The organism is Aggregatibacter sp. Marseille-P9115, from assembly GCF_920939465.1.
Lineage (GTDB): Bacteria > Pseudomonadota > Gammaproteobacteria > Enterobacterales > Pasteurellaceae > Aggregatibacter > Aggregatibacter segnis_B.
In genome coordinates this window covers 930,551-951,004 of sequence record NZ_OV100759.1, presented here as the reverse complement: position 1 = coordinate 951,004, position 20,454 = coordinate 930,551, and the positions used below count along the sequence as shown (strand labels likewise).

The 20,454-nt window shown below is 43.8% G+C and carries 23 protein-coding genes; 12 read left to right on the top strand and 11 right to left on the bottom strand.

Features of this window, described 5'->3' with window-relative positions; all coding sequences use genetic code 11:
- Positions 1 to 6: 6 nt before the first annotated feature.
- Genes LQ983_RS04430 through LQ983_RS04375 form a run of 12 tightly spaced genes read left to right on the top strand, consistent with a single transcriptional unit; the run spans position 7 to position 11,022 of the window.
- Positions 7 to 552, top strand: a complete 546-nt coding sequence (locus LQ983_RS04430; RefSeq protein WP_230621794.1) for a hypothetical protein — start codon at positions 7 to 9, stop codon at positions 550 to 552.
- On the top strand, positions 545 to 1,855 hold the full coding sequence (locus tag LQ983_RS04425) for an AMP-binding protein (protein WP_230621793.1): 1,311 nt from the start codon (positions 545 to 547) through the stop codon (positions 1,853 to 1,855). Before LQ983_RS04430 ends, LQ983_RS04425 begins: the two co-directional genes overlap by 8 nt.
- Positions 1,852 to 2,574 (top strand): glycosyltransferase family 2 protein, encoded by a 723-nt coding sequence (locus tag LQ983_RS04420; protein WP_230621792.1) that lies wholly within the window; start codon positions 1,852 to 1,854, stop codon positions 2,572 to 2,574. The genes LQ983_RS04425 and LQ983_RS04420 overlap by 4 nt, the downstream gene beginning before the upstream one ends.
- Positions 2,571 to 3,491, top strand: coding sequence for a glycosyl transferase family 2 (locus tag LQ983_RS04415; RefSeq protein WP_230621791.1), 921 nt, complete (start codon positions 2,571 to 2,573; stop codon positions 3,489 to 3,491). The genes LQ983_RS04420 and LQ983_RS04415 overlap by 4 nt, the downstream gene beginning before the upstream one ends.
- On the top strand, positions 3,484 to 3,945 hold the full coding sequence (locus tag LQ983_RS04410) for a thioesterase family protein (RefSeq protein WP_204100601.1): 462 nt from the start codon (positions 3,484 to 3,486) through the stop codon (positions 3,943 to 3,945). The genes LQ983_RS04415 and LQ983_RS04410 overlap by 8 nt, the downstream gene beginning before the upstream one ends.
- A complete protein-coding gene (locus LQ983_RS04405) occupies positions 3,945 to 4,529 on the top strand; it encodes an outer membrane lipoprotein carrier protein LolA (protein ID WP_230621790.1) in 585 nt (194 codons plus the stop codon). Before LQ983_RS04410 ends, LQ983_RS04405 begins: the two co-directional genes overlap by 1 nt.
- Before the next feature lie 7 nt (positions 4,530 to 4,536).
- Positions 4,537 to 6,810: an MMPL family transporter gene (locus LQ983_RS04400; RefSeq protein ID WP_230621789.1), complete on the top strand. Its 2,274-nt coding sequence runs from the start codon at positions 4,537 to 4,539 to the stop codon at positions 6,808 to 6,810.
- Positions 6,811 to 6,816: 6 nt separating this feature from the next.
- On the top strand, positions 6,817 to 7,293 hold the full coding sequence (locus tag LQ983_RS04395; protein WP_048750136.1) for a hypothetical protein: 477 nt from the start codon (positions 6,817 to 6,819) through the stop codon (positions 7,291 to 7,293).
- Between the two features lie 7 nt (positions 7,294 to 7,300).
- Positions 7,301 to 8,524: a beta-ketoacyl-ACP synthase gene (locus LQ983_RS04390; protein WP_230621788.1), complete on the top strand. Its 1,224-nt coding sequence runs from the start codon at positions 7,301 to 7,303 to the stop codon at positions 8,522 to 8,524.
- Positions 8,517 to 8,960 (top strand): dehydratase, encoded by a 444-nt coding sequence (locus tag LQ983_RS04385; protein WP_230621787.1) that lies wholly within the window; start codon positions 8,517 to 8,519, stop codon positions 8,958 to 8,960. The genes LQ983_RS04390 and LQ983_RS04385 overlap by 8 nt, the downstream gene beginning before the upstream one ends.
- 49 nt (positions 8,961 to 9,009) lie before the next feature.
- On the top strand, positions 9,010 to 9,738 hold the full coding sequence (gene fabG / locus LQ983_RS04380) for a 3-oxoacyl-ACP reductase FabG (RefSeq protein WP_111295553.1): 729 nt from the start codon (positions 9,010 to 9,012) through the stop codon (positions 9,736 to 9,738).
- Positions 9,739 to 9,777: 39 nt separating this feature from the next.
- A complete protein-coding gene (locus LQ983_RS04375) occupies positions 9,778 to 11,022 on the top strand; it encodes a beta-ketoacyl-ACP synthase (RefSeq protein WP_230621786.1) in 1,245 nt (414 codons plus the stop codon).
- A gap of 27 nt (positions 11,023 to 11,049) precedes the next feature.
- Here the strand turns inward: LQ983_RS04375 and LQ983_RS04370 are convergent, their stop codons facing one another.
- The 11 genes from LQ983_RS04370 to ilvA all read right to left on the bottom strand — a co-directional run bounded on the left by LQ983_RS04370 (position 11,050) and on the right by ilvA (position 20,430).
- On the bottom strand, positions 11,050 to 11,637 hold the full coding sequence (locus LQ983_RS04370; protein ID WP_230621785.1) for a hypothetical protein: 588 nt from the start codon (positions 11,635 to 11,637) through the stop codon (positions 11,050 to 11,052).
- The gene (locus LQ983_RS04365) at positions 11,634 to 12,620 is read right to left on the bottom strand and encodes a beta-ketoacyl synthase N-terminal-like domain-containing protein (RefSeq protein ID WP_230621784.1); all 987 of its coding nucleotides are present in this window, start codon (positions 12,618 to 12,620) and stop codon (positions 11,634 to 11,636) included. The genes LQ983_RS04370 and LQ983_RS04365 overlap by 4 nt, the downstream gene beginning before the upstream one ends.
- Positions 12,620 to 12,910 carry a phosphopantetheine-binding protein gene (locus LQ983_RS04360; RefSeq protein WP_230621783.1) on the bottom strand — a complete coding sequence of 97 codons (291 nt, stop codon included), beginning with the start codon at positions 12,908 to 12,910 and terminating at the stop codon, positions 12,620 to 12,622. The genes LQ983_RS04365 and LQ983_RS04360 overlap by 1 nt, the downstream gene beginning before the upstream one ends.
- A complete protein-coding gene (locus LQ983_RS04355; protein ID WP_230621782.1) occupies positions 12,910 to 14,151 on the bottom strand; it encodes an ABC transporter permease in 1,242 nt (413 codons plus the stop codon). Before LQ983_RS04355 ends, LQ983_RS04360 begins: the two co-directional genes overlap by 1 nt.
- Complete coding sequence (locus LQ983_RS04350) at positions 14,145 to 14,867, bottom strand: ABC transporter ATP-binding protein (RefSeq protein WP_230621781.1); 723 nt, start codon at positions 14,865 to 14,867, stop codon at positions 14,145 to 14,147. Before LQ983_RS04350 ends, LQ983_RS04355 begins: the two co-directional genes overlap by 7 nt.
- On the bottom strand, positions 14,864 to 15,853 hold the full coding sequence (locus LQ983_RS04345; RefSeq protein ID WP_255664554.1) for a BtrH N-terminal domain-containing protein: 990 nt from the start codon (positions 15,851 to 15,853) through the stop codon (positions 14,864 to 14,866). The genes LQ983_RS04350 and LQ983_RS04345 overlap by 4 nt, the downstream gene beginning before the upstream one ends.
- 67 nt (positions 15,854 to 15,920) lie before the next feature.
- A complete protein-coding gene (locus LQ983_RS04340) occupies positions 15,921 to 16,202 on the bottom strand; it encodes a GIY-YIG nuclease family protein (protein WP_230621779.1) in 282 nt (93 codons plus the stop codon).
- Positions 16,203 to 16,274: 72 nt separating this feature from the next.
- Positions 16,275 to 16,658: a hypothetical protein gene (locus LQ983_RS04335; protein ID WP_230621778.1), complete on the bottom strand. Its 384-nt coding sequence runs from the start codon at positions 16,656 to 16,658 to the stop codon at positions 16,275 to 16,277.
- The gene (locus tag LQ983_RS04330; protein ID WP_230621777.1) at positions 16,648 to 17,808 is read right to left on the bottom strand and encodes a beta-ketoacyl-ACP synthase III; all 1,161 of its coding nucleotides are present in this window, start codon (positions 17,806 to 17,808) and stop codon (positions 16,648 to 16,650) included. The genes LQ983_RS04335 and LQ983_RS04330 overlap by 11 nt, the downstream gene beginning before the upstream one ends.
- 2 nt (positions 17,809 to 17,810) lie before the next feature.
- Positions 17,811 to 18,731, bottom strand: a complete 921-nt coding sequence (locus LQ983_RS04325; RefSeq protein WP_230621776.1) for a dialkylrecorsinol condensing enzyme — start codon at positions 18,729 to 18,731, stop codon at positions 17,811 to 17,813.
- 157 nt (positions 18,732 to 18,888) lie between these two features.
- Positions 18,889 to 20,430 carry a threonine ammonia-lyase, biosynthetic gene (ilvA, locus tag LQ983_RS04320; protein ID WP_230622605.1) on the bottom strand — a complete coding sequence of 514 codons (1,542 nt, stop codon included), beginning with the start codon at positions 20,428 to 20,430 and terminating at the stop codon, positions 18,889 to 18,891.
- Between the last annotated feature and the right edge of the window lie 24 nt (positions 20,431 to 20,454).

Sequence of the window (20,454 nt, the reverse complement as noted above, 5' to 3'; positions counted from 1 at the left end):
GTGAATATGATTAAGATTATTATCAACCTTTTACTGACGTTAACCGGTATCGCTTATCCGATACTCTGGTTATTCGCCGATAATCAGCAAATGCTGTTTCATTTACCTTGGATTATGGCGTTGCTTTGGGCGTGTAAAGGGGCTGTTCAACAGCAGGGACAACGTTATTTTGCCTGGTGTATGGCGTTTATTTTAGCCGTGGTGGCGCTGACCCGCTCCATTGACACCATGTTTTGGTACCCTATCGTTATTAACGTGTTAATGCTTTCGTTATTTGGTGGGAGCCTATTGCGTGGGCAAACTGTCGTGGAGCGTTTAGCGCGTCTTCAAACACCGGATTTAAATGAGCATGGTGTTCGTTATACCCGAAAAGTCACCCAACTATGGTGCGGGGTTTTTATTGTAAATATCTTGATTACTGCGACAGCCATTGGATTGGAATATTATGATTTTTGGGCACTCTACACCGGTGTGATTTCCTATTGCATTATGGCGATTGTGATGGCCGGTGAATGGTTGGTCAGACAAAAAGTAAAAAAACATTATGAATAATCTACGGGATCCTGTGGCATTAATTGCCTGCCATCCTGACTGGCAATGGCAAGATTTTTTGACAAGAGCATGGCAAATTTCAGCACAATTAAAGCAAGAACAAATTAAATCAGTGGCTTTTTGGTTTGATGATGCGGCATTGTTCGCATGCGCTATGCTAGCGTGTTTCCATTCGGGGACGCGTATTTTACTTCCTCCGAATTTACTTTCAGAAAATCAACAATGGATTAAAGAAAATGCAGATTTTCTGTTTGATGACGCTATTTTTCATTATTATGGTATTGCACAAAAACACCCTGAAAACCCACCGCACTTTGATTGTAATGATTCGACAGAGATTTGGTTAAAAACCTCAGGCAGTAGCGGGCAGGCGAAAATATTAGTTAAAACAGCCCGGCAAATGTGGTTAGAGGCGGAAGCCATCCATCAATCCCTTCCTTTCCCACAGGGGAATCATATTCATTTAGCCTCCAGCGTTTCTGTGCAACATCATTATGGCCTTTCATACCGTATTATGTTGCCGCTTATTATGGGGTGGACGATTGCACGTCAACAACAGCCTTATCCTGAAGGTTTGATTGAAGAAAGTTTTGCTGCACCGGCAAGTATTTGGATTAGCAGCCCAATGCTGTTAACCCGCTTAAACCTAGAGGATGCGAAGTTACACCAATGTCCTTTGCTAGGAATGATTTCTTCCGGCGGTGTGTTACCGGCAGATACCGGCCATGCTATTCGGCAACAATTGAAGGTTGATGTGATTGAGTGCTACGGAAGCACGGAAACCGGCGCAATTGCTTTTCGTGCTGATGACGGTTTGTGGCAGCCGACCGCAATGACTAAGGTCGGACTGAATAGCGAAGGTGCCTTATGGGTTGATTCTGCTTGGCTAAATCAACGGGAGCAAACGGCAGATGGTGCGGAATTATTTGAGGATAAATTTCATTTATTAGGGCGTATCGATCGCATTGTGAAGTTTGGTGACAAGCGTATTTCATTGGTAAACATCGAGCAGGATTTATTGCATCACCCTTGGGTGGCGGATTGTTATGTTGCGCAACATCCAATGCATTTTCGACCGGCGGCTTGGGTTGCGTTAAACCCCGATGGTATGCAAGCCTATCGGCAACTTGGACGACGTGCCTTGGTAAGTCAGCTACGTCACTTTCTAATGAAAACTCAAGAACATGCAGAGTTGCCTCGTTTTTGGCGCTTTGTGGAAACACTGCCTCGTAATAGCCAATCTAAAATTAGTAAGCCTGACTTTGAACAAGCCTTTTTAGCAGAAAAAGAGGATGGTCTATGAACAAGGTCATTGTCATTATTCCTCACTATAATCATTCCAACACGATAGAACATGTTGTTCAGCAGGTGCTGAAACAACATCTTCCGGTGTTAATTGTCGATGATGGATCTGCTGAGACTCACGTGGCCGTCTTAAAAACATTGCAACATACACCTAACGTCTTTGTTCATTACTGCCCGACTAACGGAGGCAAAGGTGCAGCAATGAAAATCGGCTTCATAAAAGCGGCTGAAATGGGGTTTACGCATGGCATTCAAGTGGATGCCGATGGGCAGCACCATCTTCCAGATATGGCAAAAATGTTGCTCGAAATGCAAAAAAATCCGACCGCACTTATTTGCGGTAAACCGATTTATGGCGAGGATGCACCGAAAGCGCGTTTATACGGACGTAAAATTACGGATTTTTGGAATGCTATTCATACGCTTTCTTTTGATATTAAAGATGGTATGTGTGGTTTTCGTCTTTATCCTTTAGCGCCGATTTCGGATTTAATGCAAGCGGAGTCGTTAGGAAATCGTATGGATTTCGATATCGATATTATGGTGAAAGCCCATTGGCATCAAATCCCCTTAATTTGGGTCGATACGCCGGTACGTTATCAACAGGACGGCATATCTCATTTCCGTGGCTTTGCAGATAACTGGGGCATCAGTAAAATGCACAGCCGTTTATTTTTCGGTATGTTGGCACGAGTATTGACGGGGCGTAAAGTATGAGCTCTCAACATTGGGCAGCGCAAAATGAGCGCGGGAGTAAGCTCTCCTTAAATTTAACTCGTCTTATTGTGCAATACTGCCCGTTGTGGGTGATTAAACTGGTCACTTTTTTTGTAGTGAGCTATTTTTTCCTGACGTCTCAAAAGGCTCGACGTAATATTCGTCGCTATCAACAACGACTACAACAAACCTTCCCGCAGGTTAATTTGCCCCGTTATCCCGTGTTTTGTCATTTTTTAGCCTTTGGTGAGGCGATCACCGATCGTTTTGCCGTCTGGCAGAAAAAAATTCGTTATGCCGATTTAATTGACGATGACACGGATAACGTCTATCAAGCGATTCGTTCAGAAGGTCGTGGACAAATTCTGGTTTGTTCCCATTTTGGCAATATCGAGATTTGTCGTGCGTTGGTCGATAACAAAAATCATAGCAATTTTAAGCTAAACATTTTGGTACATAACCGTCATGCTCAAGCCTTTAATGAATCTCTCGAAAAGGCGGGAGCCACCTCCTTACCATTAATTCAAGTAGAAGATTTGGATGCGGCAAAAATGTTGGAGCTACATGAACGGCTTGAACGTGGCGAGTGGATTGCGATTGCAGCCGATCGCGTGCCGGTACGTGGCGATAAAACGCAAAAAGTGGATTTCTTAGGTGCTCAAGCCTCCTTTCCACAAGGTGTATGGCTGATGGCAAGTTTACTGAAAGCCCCCATTAATACGGTCTTTTGCTTAAAAAAATGGGGCGACTATCATTTAAAATTGCGTCATTTTTCCGGCCCTATCGAGGGGCACGGAAAGCAACGAGCTGAAAATATTGAACAGGCAATGCAACGCTATGCGGATTTATTAGCGAAAGAATGTGCCGAAAACCCCTTGTATTGGTTCAATTTTTACGATTTTTGGGAAGATGATTAAAATGTTAAGAAAGAAAAAACATGTTTATTGTCACCATGCCTCTGAATATGAAATCCAGTTTTTTGATGTGGATTCCATGAATATTATGTGGCATGGACATTATGTGAAATATTTGGAAATGGCGCGTTGTGCCTTTTTAGACGAAATTCATTACACCTACGATGTGATGAAAGAAAAAGGCTACGGTTGGCCTATCGTCCAGTTGAATTTGAAATATGTGAAACCGGCGTTGTTTCGCCAAAAAATTCGTGTGGAGCTTTCGTTGGTGGAATATGAAACCTGCATTCGCATTGATTATATTATTCGTGATATTGCAACGAACGAGAAACTCACTGCGGGTAGCACAACGCAAGTGGCCGTAGAAATTAAAAGCGGAGAGATGCAATTGCAGACACCGCCTTGTTGGCGAAGTGCGGTGGAAAATCATCCGACTTTCCAACGGGAGACGGCATAATGCGTATTTTATTGGCTATTTGTTTATTGTGGTTGAGTCCGTTGAGCTGGGCGTTTTCTGAAAATGAACTCATTACTTTGTTGCAAACCCCGCAAAACGTGCAAGGTGATTTTACTCAACAGCGTTTTCTGAAATCTTTAAATAAGCCGATTACTACACAAGGTAAATTCATCTTATTGGCGCGGAAAGGGCTTTTATGGCAAATGGAAAAACCCTTTACTAATCAGCTTCGGGTAAAAAAAGACGGCATTATGCAATGGGATAGAAAGCAATGGGTGGCAAATGGAAAAATGGGACAAGCGGAACAAATCAGTTTGTTCCTCGGTTTGTTATCGGGAGATATTTCCGGGTTAAAAACACAATTTGATGCAACACTGGTTGGTGAAGCGAAAAATTGGTCTTTAACGTTAACGCCAAGTTCGTTGCTGATGAAACAGATTTTTAATCACATTGAAATTCAAGGTGATAGCGTGGTGAAAACCATTGTGTTAGATGAAAAACAAGGGGATAAAATCCAAATTCATTTTGATAATGTCCAACAAAACCAACCGTTAACGGCGTTCGCTCAGGCGGCATTGGAATAAAAAAACGATGAAAAAATCCACCGCACTTGCCTTCCTTTATGCTTCATTTTTACTGATCACCTTGTTGCTGTTTGGCTATGCTGTGAAGCAAGGTCATTGGTTACAAACAGATTTACGCGCTTTATTGCCGCAAGAACAAGGCTGGTCGTCTTGGCAGGTGAAGGTGGATCAACATCAAGAAGAACAACTCAATCAACAAGTGATTTTGCTGGTCGGCCATTCGGATGCGCAAACCGCTTTTACATTAAATGCGTCTGTAGCACAACAATGGCGGGAAAGTGGTTTGTTTGCTCAGGTGAATGAGAGAATGCAAGCGGATATTGATGTGTTACGCAATGAAATCAAACACCTACGTTTAGCCACCTTACCGAAAGAAATTCGTCAGCAGTTATTAACGGAGCCTCAAGTATATTTCCAACAATATGCCGAACAATTGATCAACCCTTTTACGCAAAGCAATTTATTGTCTTTAGAGCAAGATTGGCTAGGGTTGGGGCGTTTTGTTTTGCCACAGGCGCAAACACAAAGTCGTATTCAATGGAATGCGGCAAATGGCATGCTTTATGTGACGGAAAACGATCAAACATGGGTGTTGTTACGAGGCGTATTGCGACAGAGTAGTTTGATTAATCCATCTGTTAATTTGGCCGCACTTTTGGCGCAAAATCGTCTTCACATTGAAGAAAATAAAGGACAAATGCGTGCTGCCGGTGCGGCGTTATTTGCAGCGCATGCCAAAGTGAAAGCAGAACAAGAAAGCACTTTCATGAGTATCTTGGGCATTAGCCTGACCTTATTGTTGTTGCTATTTACGTTTCGAACCTTTCGTGTGCTTTGGTTGTTTTTGCCGATCTTAGCCGGTATGTTAAGTGGCGTGACGGCAACGGTGTACGCATTTGGACAAATTCACATTTTAACCCTTGTTATCGGTACCAGCTTAATTGGTGTGCTCATTGATTTCCCGCTTCATTGGCTTTCATCTTCACTTTCTCATATTACTTGGAACGCCGCGCAGACCATGCGGAAATTGCGTTTTACCTTTTTGATTAGCCTATTGGTGACTTTGCTCGGGTATGGCTTGTTAGGTTTTACGGTACTTCCGGTATTAAAACAAACTGCACTTTTTTCTGCCGTAGCGCTGATTGCTGCGATGTTAGCGACCTTGCTCTTTTTGCCACCACTATTTCGTCATTATCAGGCAAAACCTTTGCTTTCCCGACCTAAAGTGCGGTCGATTTTTACGCTGTTTTTACACTATAAATTCGGCATTTTGGCGAAAAGTATCGCTTTGCTTTTTGTTGCGGCAGGGTTGTTTCAATCAAGTTGGCGCGATGATATTCGCGAATGGGTTGCTATGCCGCAGGGCATGCTGATGGAAGCAAAGCAAATCAGTGAGTTAACGGGCATTGACTTAGGGAATCGTTATTTCTTGGTGCTTGCAGAGAATGATGATGAATTACTGGAAAAAGAGACTGTCTTGACTCAGCAACTAGAGGCGCAAAATATTCCGTACCGAGCCTTATCTCAATGGCTTATGTCCACAAACCAACAGCAACAATTTATTCAGCAATTCACTGCGGCGGTCCAACCGCAAGATTATGCTGTGTTGCAAGATATTGGGATTCCGCCGGAAACCATCCAAACCGCTTTGGTGGCATTAGGTACAGAAACGCCTATATCTTTATCTTCTGCCTTGCAGCAACAAATCGGGCAGGCGTGGCAAACATTATATTTAGGTCATTTGGTGCCTGGGAAAGTTGCAGGTATCGTGCAGATTGTCGGTCAATCGGTCTTTCCATTTGAAAATTTGGCCAATCAACAAGATATCTTTTGGACGGATAAACGAGCGCATTTGAATCAGGCATTTCAAGCCACCCGTGATCAGGCAGCCTGGCTTAAAGCAATGTCATTTTTGTTTGCCGGTTTATTGTTATGGCGTTTCTTTGGTGTGAGAAAGACGGTGACCATGTTATTGCCACCATTGTGTGCCATTGTGTTGACGATAGCCATTTTCGGCTGGGTAGGCTGGCCAATCAGTTTATTTACGATGTTTGGCTTGTTATTGGTGTCTGCCATCGGGATTGATTATACCGCCTATATGCAAACGGCAAATGAACCTTTATACGGTAAGTACATTGCGGTATTATTGGCGGCAACCACAACGCTCATTTCCTTTGTTTTACTGGGCTTAAGCTCGACACCTGCTGTTGCCTCTTTTGGTTTAAGCGTCAGTTTTGGGGTGTTATTCAGTGTTATCATTACGTTTAAAATGTTGCGGTAAGGAAGTATGAAATATTGTTTAATTCTCTTTTTTGCCATGCTAACGGCGTGTAGCACATTACCAACGGTAAAACAGTTGCCGGCGCATCAAGGCATTCGAATCTTTAAAGTCGAACAAGTGACGGCTGAAAATCAATTACAGCAAGCCAGTTTGTTAACCTTACAAATGGATGCGCAACAATGGCGTTGGGTGCAAACGGATCCGCTTGGTGCACCGTTAGCGAGAGTAATTTTAACTAAACAAGGGTGGCAAAATGACGGTTTTGTTATGCCGAATCAACAGGCTCGTCAGCTCTTTTCCGCCCTTTCTACGGCGTTAAACCCGCAGCAACCTTTATTTGATTTTAGCGCTGTTCAGCCTATTTCAAACGGCGCAGATTATTTTGTTAAACAGAAAAAAGTATGGCAAATCAGACAATTGCCATCCATGATTGAAATCGATTTGTCGGATCATAGCCATTGGCGAATCGAGGAACTAAATTAAGAGAAAAATGACCGCACTTTATTTAAGCAAACCGGCAATCCTAAGCAGTTTAGGTGAAGGTATCGAGAGACATGTTCAACATTTACTGAATGCCGAGGATTCGCCACTAAAACTTTCCGAGCGTGCTTTTCATATTTATGGGCTAGACGGAAAACCACGCGTCTTTGGCGAAGTGAATGTTCCTTTACGTCCTTTCCCACAGAATTTACCGGAAATCCATGTGAGCCGTAACAATCAATTACTCTGGCATTGTTTGGCGCAAATAGAAGATCAGATCGTATCGGCCATTCAACGTTTTGGAAAACATCGTATTGCCGTGGTAATTGGCACATCGACAACCGGCGTTGATGAAAATATTCCGGTGTTTAAATATGCGGCACAACATCATGACTGGTCAGGTAAATCCTTTAAACAACAGCAACAATATTTTTCTGCACCGGCTGATTTTGTCGCCTATCAATATGGTTTAGAAGGGCTAACTTACGGTATTTCTACTGCCTGTACTTCCGGCGCAAAAGCCTTAATCAGTGCTGCGCGTTTATTAAATGCCGGCTTGTGTGATGCGGTGATTTGCGGTGGGGTAGATGAACTTTCGCCTCTCACGATCAGTGGTTTTTCCTCTTTATCTGTATTGTCCGATAAACGTTCTAACCCGCTTTCGGTTAATCGTGATGGCATCAATCTTGGTGAAGGCGCAGCTGTTTTTATGATGACACGAGAAAAATTAGAAGAAAGCAACATTGCGTTGTTAGGTTACGGCGCAAGCAGTGATGCTTATCATATGTCGTCTCCGCATCCTGAAGGTGAGGGCGCGATTGCTGCGTTTCGTGCTGCACTGAACTCAGCCCAATTAGCAGCGGATGAAATAGGTTGGATTAATTTACACGGCACGGGCACAGTACATAACGACCAAATGGAAACCTTAGCGGTTCATCAGGTGTTTGGCGATAATACGCCATGTACCACGACCAAACCCTACACAGGGCATACTCTTGGCGCAGCTGGGGCTGTAGAGGCTGCGATTGTATGGGGCATTATCGATCGTACATTGAATCCGACAGGTAAGTTGCCTGCACAATTGTGGGATCATCAGACCGATGTTGCGTTGCCGGCAATAAATATCACCCATGAACAAAGTCAGTGGACTAAGTCACAACGTATTGGGGCGAGCAGTTCTTTTGCTTTTGGTGGAAATAATACCGTATTGATTTTAGGGGAACGACATGGCTGATTTAACCTGTCCGATAACAGACATTGCACCTTTGGTGCCGCACAGTGGCAAAATGATTATGCTGGACAAAATTCTTGATTTTGGTACGGATTTTTTGATTGCCGAGATGGAGGTTCGACCGGATAACCTTTTTCTCCAGGGGGAGAGACTGCCTAGTTTTTTAGGGGCGGAAATTATGGCGCAAGGCGTTGCCGCCTGGGATGGCTGTAAATGTGCGCAACTCGGAAAACCCATCGGATTAGGGTACTGGCTGGGTTCGCGTAAATTAAGTATTCATCAGCCTTATATTGCTATGGGCAGTAAATTACGTATTCAAATTAAGCTTTCCATTGAAGATGTCTCTGGTTTTGGCGTGTTCGATTGCCAATTAATCGATGCTAACAGTCAGCAGATTATCGTGGAAGGCGCATTAAATGTCTTCAGACCGCAAGCGTAAATTCATCGCTAAAAACCACCGCACTTTTTATCTAATCTAAGGAATTTATATGAGTGAAACAGTTTTAATCACAGGTTCTAGCCGAGGTATTGGCAAGGCGATTGCCTTACAGTTGGCGCAGTCAGGCTTTGATATTGTGGTACATTGCCGTAGTCGAGTGGAAGAGGCGGAAGAGGTTGCACAGGCTGTTCGTGAATTGGGGCAACGTGCTCGCGTATTGCAGTTTGATGTCAGTCATCGTGCGGAGGTTGCAGAAAAGCTACTTGCCGATGTGGAAGAGAACGGCGCTTATTACGGCGTGGTACTGAATGCAGGACTCACCCGTGATAACGCATTTCCAGCCTTAACCGAAGAGGACTGGGATCAAGTATTGCGTACGAATTTGGATGGTTTTTACAATGTATTACATCCGATTATGATGCCGATGATCCGTCGCCGCAAAGCAGGGCGTATTGTTTGTATTACATCGGTGTCGGGCTTAATCGGCAATCGTGGTCAGGTCAATTATAGTGCTTCCAAAGCTGGGATTATCGGTGCGGCGAAGGCGCTTGCAGTGGAATTAGCAAAACGTAAAATTACCGTAAACTGCGTGGCACCGGGGTTAATTGATACGGATATTCTGGATGAAAATGTGCCTATTGATGAAATTCTAAAAGTGATTCCAACAGGGCGAATGGGCGAGCCGGAAGAAGTGGCGCATGCGGTAGATTTTCTCATGGATGAAAAAGCGGCTTACATCACCCGCCAAGTGATCGCCGTGAATGGCGGTTTATGCTAACGCATCTAGAAACCATGAAGATGTCAAAGAGATAAATAAATGAAACGAGTTGTGATTACGGGAATCGGCGCCGTTACTGCCTTTGGTAAAGAATGGTCGTCTGTCAAAGCGGCTTTTCAACGCAAACAAAATGCAGTGCAGGCAAAAATAGAATGGGCAGAACGTTATCCTGAGTTGGGCGCTAATCTGGGGGCCGAAATTTTAGGGTATGAGCCACCGAAGCATTGGAATCGCAAACAACTGCGCAGTTTAGGACGCGTCTCTCAACTTGCTGTGGAAGCCGCTGAAAATGCGTTAGCAAATGCGGGATTATTGGATGAAAACGGCGAAATTCTGGCTTATTTAAAGGACGGCAGAATGGGCGTTTCTTGTGGTTCTTCGACAGGCTCTACCAATGATGTGCGTGACGCGGCAGAGTTGCTTATGACCGGTAAATCCGATGGTTTTAATGCGAATACTTATGTGCGCATGATGCCGCATACCGCCGCCGCCAATATCGGTATTTTCTTCGGGTTGACCGGACGCATTATTCCTACTTCTAGTGCGTGTTCTTCCGGTAGCCAAGGTATCGGCTACGCTTATGAATCCATAAAATACGGTTTAATTCCCATGATGTTGGCTGGTGGTGCGGAGGAGTTTTGCCCATCGGAAGTCTATGTGTTTGATTCTTTATATGCGGCTAGCCGCAATAATGCCAATCCGGACAAAACACCACGTCCTTATGATAAAGATCGTGATGGTTTGGTCATTGGTGAGGGTGCCGGGATTTTTGTCCTCGAGGAGCTGGAACACGCGCTTGCCCGTAACGCTAATATTATTGCAGAAGTCGTAGGCTATGGGGCAAATAGCGATGGTGCGCATGTGACCCGCCCGCAAAAAGACACAATGCAACGTTGCATGGAATTGGCGTTAAAAGATGCCCGTTTATCTCCGGAAAATATTGGTTATGTGAATGGGCATGGTACGGCAACAGAACAAGGTGATATTGCAGAAACGCTCGCGACAGAAGCCGTATTCGGTCACATTCCATTAAGCTCGCAAAAAAGTTATTTAGGCCACACACTTGGGGCTTGCGGTGCATTAGAGTCTTGGTTTTCCATTGAAATGATGCGTGATGGCTGGTTTGCGCCAACCATTAATCTAGATCATATTGATGAGCGTTGCGGCAAGCTAGATTATATTCAAGGTGACGGCCGTTATATTGACACGGATTATGTCATGAACAATAACTTTGCTTTTGGCGGTGTGAATACATCGTTAATTTTTAAACGCTGGCAGGGTTAATGTGTAAGGTCGGGTTCTGCACCCGACCTAGTAAAGTGCCGTTTGCACTAGAGATAAAAAATCCTTCTCTTTCATGTTATCAGCGCTAGGTAAAACAGTTAATTTTTTGACCGCACTTTTAGCGTCTTTCGATATCACCCAAAAACAGGCGCCTTCTTGTTGCTCGTCATCCGTTTCTAGTACCCAACCGACGAGAGCAGATGGTATTGTGTCCTGTTCTAAATCCAATAATGCCAGTTGTAGCGGTTGCCAAATAGTGTGTTGATTGACCGCTAAGAAGAGCGAATTTCCGTTAATTTGTAAGGTTTGCGCCAGTTGGAAGGTCGCCGCATTGTTAATGTTCGCCATAAAATCCAGCGGACTTGGTAGATTTTGTGCCGTCAGTTGGTGGAACATTTTGTCGAATTTACTTGGTGAATTAAATGGAGAGCCTAAGTAAATCCCACTTTTTTCTGCTAAATAAGCCTTGAGAGGAAGGGCGCCAAGTAAGGCAAGTTGCGTAAACCGGCTTAAACGACGAGCATCTACGCCGTAGGTTTTCAATTCTTGACGCAAGGACTTGTCATCTTTGTGATTACCACTGAAATGATGGATTTGCTGAATATAATACGTCATTGCCCCACCTTAAGTACCCAAGCAATATTGCTGCCGCCAAAGCCTAAGAAATAATTTAAAAAATAACCGCACTTTTGCTCATTGTTTGTAAATTGCTCGAACAAAAATGCGCTTTCTAATGCACCGCTGGCGCCGAGCGTATGCCCCATTCGTGCTTTCAGTGAAAGCTGTTGCGCATTCGGGAAGAGGTCTTGTAAAACAAGGAGCTCCATTTCATCGCTATTTCCACCAACGCCGTGTACTTTCACCCCATCAATGTGTGTAGGAGATAAATTGGCTTTGTTTAAGCTGGCGTGAATCAGGTGACGTAATGCGGACTCGCTACTGTTCGTTAGGTTTTCATTGTCGGTTAGCGTGACCACGCCTAATAGTTCACAAGAGCATTGCGGATTCGGTTGAACAGATAAGGCGACACAACCGATGCCTTCGCCTAGCACAATGCCTGTTGGCTGGATTAACGGCAAATATTGTGCGTCCTGCGATAACAAATTCATTGCTTGAAAATGCTCAAATGTCAGGCGATTAAATGTTTCAAACCCGATGACCAAGGCTTTTTCATACAGACCGTTTTGGAGCATTTTGTAAGCATATCCCATCGCTTGCGCAGAGGAGGTGCAAGAGGTTGCGAAGCTAAAGACCTCCGTTTGATAACGTCGGCGTAAATCATCGGCAATGACTGCCAGGCTGTGTTGTTCCGGCAAAGGAAGATGATTAGCTAAACGGGCCTCGCAATCACTGATCACATAGGCTGTTGAGCCGAGCAAAATGGGGATGTTTTTCAATTCACTTTTATCCCAGCCTGCCAGTTGTAAAGTGCGGTCGATTTCTACATCAAAATAGGCATAGAGTTGTTCAAGAGAGAGCAATTCCTCATCAAACGCGTTGAAATAAGGAAAATGAAGCGGTTGCCCCAACATATGAGAGGTTCGTTGCCCGAGATGATTGGCAAATTTGGCAGAAGCCGCGGTGAGATAAACGTTCATTAGGCTTTTTGGTGTTGTTCGCGAATAAAGGCAGCAAGATCGTGTATGGTCATCATGTGTTTGCGCACCATGCGATCTCCCTGTAATCGCACACCAAAATGTGCTTGTAATGCCACAACGACCTGCAAGGCATCTAAAGAATCCAACTGAATGCGGCTTTGTTCACCGAAGAGCCATTCATCATCGCTGATTTCCATTGGGTCAAATTCGTCTTTTTCTGTTTCTTGGATAATCAGTTTTTTGAGTTCTTGTTCTAATGCCGGGGATTCCAGCGTGAAAAGATAAGCCATTAGAATCTCGCTTGTTTGGTTAATTGTCGTTGATAAGTTAACGTGGCAAAAAGTAACGTTATCGCACCAAAGCCACTTAATAAATAGAGCGGTTGTTGAATTTGGCTGAGGTGATATTGGTTTAACAGTAAATTTTGAAAACCGCTTAATGCCCATCCCATGGGTGAAAATTGTGAAATAGTTTGCATGATTTCAGGCATGACATACACCGGCACCATAATACCGCCAATGGCCGCCATGATAATAATGCCGCCCCCACCCAACACGACGGCGTGTTCGGTCGTCCTTGCCAGCACACTGATTAATAAACCATAACCTAGTGCGGCAAGGCTTACTGCAGCAGATAAGACAAAATAAGGCAACCAACTTCCGGAAAGCGTAAACGCAGGCATATCTAGCGCAGGCAACACAAAATAACCTAGCGCTACCATACCGACAAATTGTAATTGGTTGATCAAAAAATAAGGAATTAGCTTGGCAATAATCAAACTCAATGCAGAAGCTCGTGCCATACGCAAGCGAGTCAGCGTGTTGGTTTGGCGTTCCATCGCCATCACATTGGAAAGCGGAATCATAATAAAGAACATACCAAAAATCAGCCATGCAGGAACACTGTGTTGCACAGAATTAGGTTTAGAAACCTCTTTTCCTTGTCGATTTACATAAATTTCCTGCCACAAATCTTTCGCAAGGTAATCCTTAATTTGCGCGAATTTGCTGTCCAGTTCTTTATTGACTTTATTTTGAATCTCTTTGATTGGCTTGCGTTTATTATTTTCTAACGTAATGTGATTGTCTGCCAAATAATCGTTTAAACGCAGTTGCGAATAATGCTTTTGCAACACACCTTTCACACCCAGTAGCCAACTGCGATCTACGCTGGGATTTAACCAAAGCTGCAAGGCTTGTTCTTCTGAAAGTGCGGTCTGTTTTTCATTCGGATTTAAAATCAATAAATCAAACTTACCCGCTTGTAGCTCGGCTTGATATTGTGTTAATTCTGACAGTGGCGCTTGTTTAACGGCGAGGTTTTCTTGTTTGAGTTTGGCTAAGAAATCATCATTAAGTTGATTTTTTTCACTTAATAGCACAATTTCCGAGCGATTGCTTAACGCATTATTGTTACTCAAGGCGGCCGACATAATCAACATAAACAAAATCGGCATAATAAATAATACGGCAACGCCATGCATATCACGGCTTAATAGACGCATTTCTTTGATAATCGATGCAATTAACATATTTTTCCCGCCTTATTTAAAAAATCTAAATAAAAACGTTCCAGACTTTGCCCTTCTTCTAAAATGCCTTGCACCGCGCCTTGATAAATGAGATTGCCTTCATTTAACAGCACTAATTTGTCACATAATTGCTCAATTTCTTGCAAATAATGAGAGGTATAAATCACCGTCACACCTTGCTGTTTCAACGCCGCTACACTATCTAAAATAAACTGACGAGATTGCGGGTCAATCCCCACGGTGATTTCATCGAGAAAAATCACTTTTGGGCGATTAATTAAGCCAATAGCAAAATTTAAACGGCGTTTTAACCCTCCGGATAAATGCTTCGCCAGCTTATTTTTATGAGATGTTAAATCTACTTTAGCGAGTAATTCCAACAAATAGTTTTTATCCTGAACATCATACAATGATGCAAAAAATGTCAGATTTTCCCAAACGGTCAGCAGCGGATAAAAAGCAAAATCCTGTGGCACCAAGGAAATCTGATGGCGTTGTTTCTTGCTCAATTTCGCCAAAGGCACGCCATCAAAATAAATCTCTCCTTGTTGTACGGATTGTAGCCCAGCAAGAAGAGACATTAATGTCGTTTTCCCCGCACCATTAGGGCCAAGTAGGCCTACGGTAGAAGCAGATTCAATGCGAAAACTGACCGCACTTAATGCGTTCTTTTCCGCGTTGGGGTAGTGATGGCTAAGATGGTTTATTTGAATCATAAATTACGTAAGGTTTGCCAAATGTATTGTTCTTTATCCGCAATCTCCCGCAAATAGTCCGCCACCGCTTTATAGCCTTCCGTTGTTGGTTTTTTGCATTGCTTCACACACAAGCGCGCGAATTGGCGCCACATGTCGCCGATTTCCGTCATGTGTTCGGAGGTTTGTTTGTATTTTGGCTCTTGGCAGATATCAGCGGCTTGTTCAAGGAAATAGGCGTATAAATAACGGAAGCCTGCCCCACCAGTGCCGATTTCTTCCTGCATACGCACGATATGGCCTAAATATAAGCGTTTATATTTTTCCGAAGGATGATTTACCAGTTTTTCAATTTGTTTGGCAACGGTACGAATGCCTTTTACGCCGACGAAAAAGAGTGGAGCCAACATTTGTTTGGCATTTTTGCGAATGGCTTTACGGATGAGGTTTGGTAAGTCAATTTGTGTTAAGTCAGGTTGATTTTCAAAATAATACATCAACCCTTTCGGCGCTAATACGCCCTTCGCAAAACGTGCCCGTTGCAAATCTTCTGCAGTACAACGTTGTACGCTTTCAAACACGGGATCGCTAATCAAATAGTCATTTTGTTCTTTACCGTACACAATTAAATTGTGCGCATTAAAATGAAAACGCATTTCAGGCGGGAAATAAGGCAACCAGAAAACAGAGGTTTGTAAACCGACCAATTTTTCTTCATCAAGTGCTTGATCTAACGCTTGCTGCCCAGCCTGTGGCGAACGAAACTTTTGCATTTTCAACCGCACTTTCAAGTGCTTTGATAGCCTTTTGATAATGGAACGCGGCGGCATTCGATAAGAAATCAGCGGCAATCCGTTAATTTTTACCAACGGAATATAAACAAAGGTCAACTCCGAGGCCAAACCAAAAACTATGGCTTCGTTAAAATCCACACCTTGTGCTTTTAACATGGTAGACATGACACCGCTTTCACAGTGAGCGGTGTGTTGGTGGTGAAAGTTGTTCATTATTATTCATATACAAGAGCTAAAATTACGGTTGCTGAGCTTGTCGAAGCATGAGTGATTTTAGCGGTTAATTTCTGGTTTTCGCCAATTTAGGGAGAAGATCATATTGCCCTTGGATTAGCGCATCTTTTTTTGCTCTGCTCCAACCTTGAACTTGTTTTTCACGATAAAAAGCGTCATCAATTCGTTCAAACTCTTCGCAATAAACGAGTTTTATCGGCAATCTTTTCTTTGTAAACACTGCACCCAATCCATTTTGGTGTTCATAAAGCCTACCTTCTAAGTCTCTAGTGCTACCGGTATAGTAACTGCCATCTGAGCATCTTAAAATATACATCCAACCTTTCATTTTTTATCTTGAGGAGAATTACTTATGCTTCGACAAGCTCAGCAACCGTAATTCTCTTTATTGGATTTAGACCTATTGTAATTCTAAAATTGCCACCCCAAATACCTCCACATATCTGCTTAACACCTTATCCGACAATTTAGCAAACACGCTTGGTTTAAAATGTCGTTTGATTTGCCATTGCCAGAAGCCGGTGGCTTGAGCGAGGCTGGGGAGGTCGAAGCGGTAGCGGTACATATAATAAAAGAGTGGTGATTTTTCACCGCGTTTTACGGCGTCTAACGCTTCGGCAGTCAGTTGGTTGAGTTCTTCCACCGCTTGTTCTGTCGCGAATTCTTCCGTTTCCCAGCCGTTAGTGGTAGCGGTTTGGTAATTGCCGTCTTTGGTAGCATAGACCACTTTGCGTTGCCCGCGAAAGATTTTGCTGTTGTCTTGCGGGATATCGTTAATTTCCATTGACGACCTCAAGCAACATAAAACAGGAGGAAAAACGTCCACTTTCCGGAATATAACACAACACTTTTTGTCCGTTTTTTAGCGGATATTTCTCTAAAAATTCTTGAAGAATGATGTAGATGGAGGCTGAGCCGGTATTCCCTTTTGTTTCCAAATTGGTAAACCACTTCTCTTGTGGAATAACGAAATTGATATTTTTCAGCCCATCTAACAATTTGTCACGGAAAAAACCGGAAGAATAATGCGGCAGGAAATAATCAATATCTTCGGCTTTCAAACGATATTTTTCGATTAAACGCAACAGGGCATTTTCCACCGTACAACGCACAATATTTTCGTTGAGCAATTTGACATCTTGTTTGACCGACATAAGACTACGTGCGTCGCGCTCGTCCTTAGTGACGTTTTTCCAACTGATAAATCGCGTGTCTTGAATTTCTGCGCCGGCATACATGCACACCGGCATTTCGTTGGCATAGGAAATCAGATCAATCCAGTGAATTTTCAGGCTCACGCCTTGCGCGTTTGGTTGATGGCTTAATTGCACCGCTCCCGCGCCATCAGACAACATCCAACGTAAGAAATCTTTTTCAAAACCGATTTCAGGTTTGGCGTCTTCCAATTGTTTTTGGTCGATTTCTGCTTGGAAATGTTCACCCCGCATAATGGCGGAAGCCGTTTCGGAGGCCACGGCAATGGCGCCTTGATGCTCGCCTGTACGAATGGCGTTATAAGCATGTTTCATCGCTGCCATACCCGCCACGCAAACTCCTGCTGTCGTGAGCACTTCATAAGCCGGTGCATTTGGGATTAAACCATGCACCATCACGCCTTGACCGGGCATGACTTGATCAGGATAGGACGTGCCGCAAGCAAGACAGCTGACGTCATTAACATCCATTCCTTGAGCAATTAACCCGCTGATTGCTTCAACCGCTAATTCTGTGCCGGTGTGTGTGGTTTCTCGTGTCGTTGGATCAATTGCGTAATGACGGGTTTTGATGGCATTGGAACGCAAAATCATTTTGCGTACACGGGACGGCGTATCGCCTACCATGCCCAATACGTGTTCCATGTGATCGTTATCCACAGGCGCATTGGGTAAAAAAGCAGCGACTCGGTTAATGTAAACATCGGCTAGTGCAGTCAAGATTATTCCCCTGATGGTTCGGCAAAATAGCGTTTTTGACGCGCTAATTTTTCTTTTAATAATGGTTTAAGTAAGCGTTTGATGACCGCAGAGAGCGGCACGACCGTGAGGATCAGTATAATTAAAAAGAGAATATAAAAATAGAGCACAACACGGCGAAAACGCGGTGAAATTTGACCGCACTTTAACAGCAATTTGCCCCACAAATAGAAACTACGATGACCGACTTTCTCACTCATCATCAGTTTTTCGTCAATTTTGACCGCACCCATGTGACGAAAGAGCGCGTTATTGAGCGGTTGGTCTTCATTCAGGGTTTCTGCCAATTTGGTGCCAAAGCGTTGCATATCAAGAAGTTCATCATCGCTAATGCCTGCACTGGGAAGCCATGAAAAATAACGTTTCTTTCCGCTTAACATCCACGCCGGTGTGGTGATAAAACTGGCCCACGAATTGGATTGGTCGGTTTTTACAATGTTTCCGATAAGAGGCGCATCAAGTGCGGTCAGCATTTTCTTTATTTTTTCTTGTGCCATCAGCCACATATTGCGACAGCCGATCAGTGTGATCACCGGTGTATTCTTCAAAATCTTGGCTTGCTCTGATTGCAAAAAGGCAGTGATGGGCTGTGAGGGTGACAAGAACCAAACCGTATAAGCAATGATGACTAAATCATAGTGTTTTTGTTGTAATTCGGGTGTTTCTATTGGTGCCGGCTTTAGATGTACCGATTCCGGAAATTGATTAAAAAACGGAATAAATTTCCAAGGAAAGGTATAAGGTTGAAGCGGACGAATTTTATATTCTTCGATCACGGTGTTTTCTTGTTGTTTTAATGGATGAAGAAAATGACTGGTCAGCGCATCAAGCTGTCCTGTTTGAGAGTAAGAAACCACTAAAATATGTTTTTGAGCGTCTGACATAGGTTAGAAATATTGGGCTAAATATAAAGGCTAGATTTTATCCTAATTTTGATGAATTTTTAATTGCTATTACAAAGAGACGTTATAAGAAAATCCTCAATAAAAAAGACCGCACTTGATGATTTAAGAGCAAAGTGCGGTCTTTTTTTAAAGGGTTTTAACGCAAGAAATAACGATACGATTTGCTGTCTGTGACATCTTGATAGACGTAGTCCAGTTTTTCTAATGCACTTTCAAGCTCGGCGACATCGCTTTGTTCCAACTGAAATCCTGCGAGGATATTGCCATAGTCGGCACCATGGGCTCGATAGTGGAAGAGTGAGATATTCCAACGGTTTTGCAGCGTTTCAAGGAATTTCAACAAGGCGCCTTTTTGTTCTGGAAATTCAAAGGTGTAAAGACGTTCTCCGTGATTCGCAACACGACCGCCCATTAAATAACGCACGTGGGTTTTGGCGATGTCGTCATCAGACATGTCTTCTACATCAAAACCGTTTTGCGTGAGATCAGCGATGATATCGGCTTTTTCTTGTTCATCTGCCGTACGAACCCCCACAAAGATGCAGGCGCGTTTATCATCGGCATAACGGTAACTGAATTCTGTAACCGCACGACTGCCCAACACATGGACGAATTTTAAGAAGCTGCCTGGCTGTTCCGGCATGGTGACCGCAAGTAAGGCTTCGCGATTTTCACCGATTTCGCAACGTTCGGACACATAGCGAAGGGTATGGAAATTCAAGTTGGCACCGGACAAAATGGCTGCCATGTTTTTGCCTTGAATGTTGTGCTGTTTGACGTATTTTTTCAGACCGGCTAAGCCTAAGGCTCCTGAGGGTTCGGATACGGCGCGGACGTTTTCAAACAGATCTTTCATCGCGGCACAGACTTCATCGCTGTCTACCAGCACCATGTCGTCAAGGTATTGTTGACATAGGCGGAAAGTTTCATCACCGATACGTTTTACCGCGACGCCATCGGCGAATAAGCCAACGTGTGCTAAATCCGTCGGTTCGCCTTCTTCTAATGCGGCAGTTAGGCAGGCAGAATCTTTGGATTCCACGCCGATGACTTTAATTTCCGGCATGAATTGTTTGAGTAAAATTGCCACACCGGCAGCCAAACCGCCACCGCCCACTTGCACGAAGACATAATCCAAATCCGCCACTTGTTGCAACATCTCCATCGCTAATGTGCCTTGGCCGGCAATGACTAACGGATGGTCGAAAGGCGGAATAAACGTCATGTTTTTTTCTTTGGAAAGCGCAATGGCTTTGGCCTTGGCTTCATCGAAATTAGCACCGTGCAATAACACCTCGCCACCAAAACCACGCACCGCATCCACTTTAATACTTGGGGTATTTTGTGGCATCACGATAAGGGCTTTTAAGCCAAGTTGTTTCGCCGATAATGCCACGCCTTGCGCATGGTTACCTGCCGACGCTGCGATTACACCTGCCTGTTTTTGTTCATCAGACAGGGTAGAAATCATGGCATAGGCGCCACGCAGTTTGAAGCTGTTAACCGGTTGGCGGTCTTCGCGCTTAATCCAAATATGGTTATGTAAACGGTCGGATAATTTGCCCATTTTTTGTAACGGCGTGACGGTCGCCGCTTCATAAACACGGGAGCCCAGTTTGACGATAGCGTTAATATAATCACTTTGGCTCGGTTGTGGGTTTGTAAGTAGGTTTTTCATAGTATCGTAAGGTGGGATTTGGTC

Bases quoted from the DNA above. Each gene is read 5' to 3' on its own strand.
- LQ983_RS04355 (WP_230621782.1), bottom strand. From the start codon at position 14,151: ATGTTAATTGCATCGATTATCAAAGAAATGCGTCTATTAAGCCGTGAT.
- LQ983_RS04375 (WP_230621786.1), top strand. From the start codon at position 9,778: ATGAAACGAGTTGTGATTACGGGAATCGGCGCCGTTACTGCCTTTGGT.
- ilvA (WP_230622605.1), bottom strand. From the start codon at position 20,430: ATGAAAAACCTACTTACAAACCCACAACCGAGCCAAAGTGATTATATT.
- LQ983_RS04410 (WP_204100601.1), top strand. From the start codon at position 3,484: ATGATTAAAATGTTAAGAAAGAAAAAACATGTTTATTGTCACCATGCC.
- LQ983_RS04405 (WP_230621790.1), top strand. From the start codon at position 3,945: ATGCGTATTTTATTGGCTATTTGTTTATTGTGGTTGAGTCCGTTGAGC.
- LQ983_RS04385 (WP_230621787.1), top strand. From the start codon at position 8,517: ATGGCTGATTTAACCTGTCCGATAACAGACATTGCACCTTTGGTGCCG.
- fabG (WP_111295553.1), top strand. From the start codon at position 9,010: ATGAGTGAAACAGTTTTAATCACAGGTTCTAGCCGAGGTATTGGCAAG.
- LQ983_RS04420 (WP_230621792.1), top strand. From the start codon at position 1,852: ATGAACAAGGTCATTGTCATTATTCCTCACTATAATCATTCCAACACG.
- LQ983_RS04400 (WP_230621789.1), top strand. From the start codon at position 4,537: ATGAAAAAATCCACCGCACTTGCCTTCCTTTATGCTTCATTTTTACTG.
- LQ983_RS04390 (WP_230621788.1), top strand. From the start codon at position 7,301: ATGACCGCACTTTATTTAAGCAAACCGGCAATCCTAAGCAGTTTAGGT.
- LQ983_RS04345 (WP_255664554.1), bottom strand. From the start codon at position 15,853: ATGAACAACTTTCACCACCAACACACCGCTCACTGTGAAAGCGGTGTC.
- LQ983_RS04425 (WP_230621793.1), top strand. From the start codon at position 545: ATGAATAATCTACGGGATCCTGTGGCATTAATTGCCTGCCATCCTGAC.
- LQ983_RS04430 (WP_230621794.1), top strand. From the start codon at position 7: ATGATTAAGATTATTATCAACCTTTTACTGACGTTAACCGGTATCGCT.
- LQ983_RS04325 (WP_230621776.1), bottom strand. From the start codon at position 18,731: ATGTCAGACGCTCAAAAACATATTTTAGTGGTTTCTTACTCTCAAACA.
- LQ983_RS04340 (WP_230621779.1), bottom strand. From the start codon at position 16,202: ATGAAAGGTTGGATGTATATTTTAAGATGCTCAGATGGCAGTTACTAT.
- LQ983_RS04350 (WP_230621781.1), bottom strand. From the start codon at position 14,867: ATGATTCAAATAAACCATCTTAGCCATCACTACCCCAACGCGGAAAAG.
- LQ983_RS04370 (WP_230621785.1), bottom strand. From the start codon at position 11,637: ATGACGTATTATATTCAGCAAATCCATCATTTCAGTGGTAATCACAAA.
- LQ983_RS04365 (WP_230621784.1), bottom strand. From the start codon at position 12,620: ATGAACGTTTATCTCACCGCGGCTTCTGCCAAATTTGCCAATCATCTC.
- LQ983_RS04415 (WP_230621791.1), top strand. From the start codon at position 2,571: ATGAGCTCTCAACATTGGGCAGCGCAAAATGAGCGCGGGAGTAAGCTC.
- LQ983_RS04335 (WP_230621778.1), bottom strand. From the start codon at position 16,658: ATGGAAATTAACGATATCCCGCAAGACAACAGCAAAATCTTTCGCGGG.
- LQ983_RS04360 (WP_230621783.1), bottom strand. From the start codon at position 12,910: ATGGCTTATCTTTTCACGCTGGAATCCCCGGCATTAGAACAAGAACTC.
- LQ983_RS04395 (WP_048750136.1), top strand. From the start codon at position 6,817: ATGAAATATTGTTTAATTCTCTTTTTTGCCATGCTAACGGCGTGTAGC.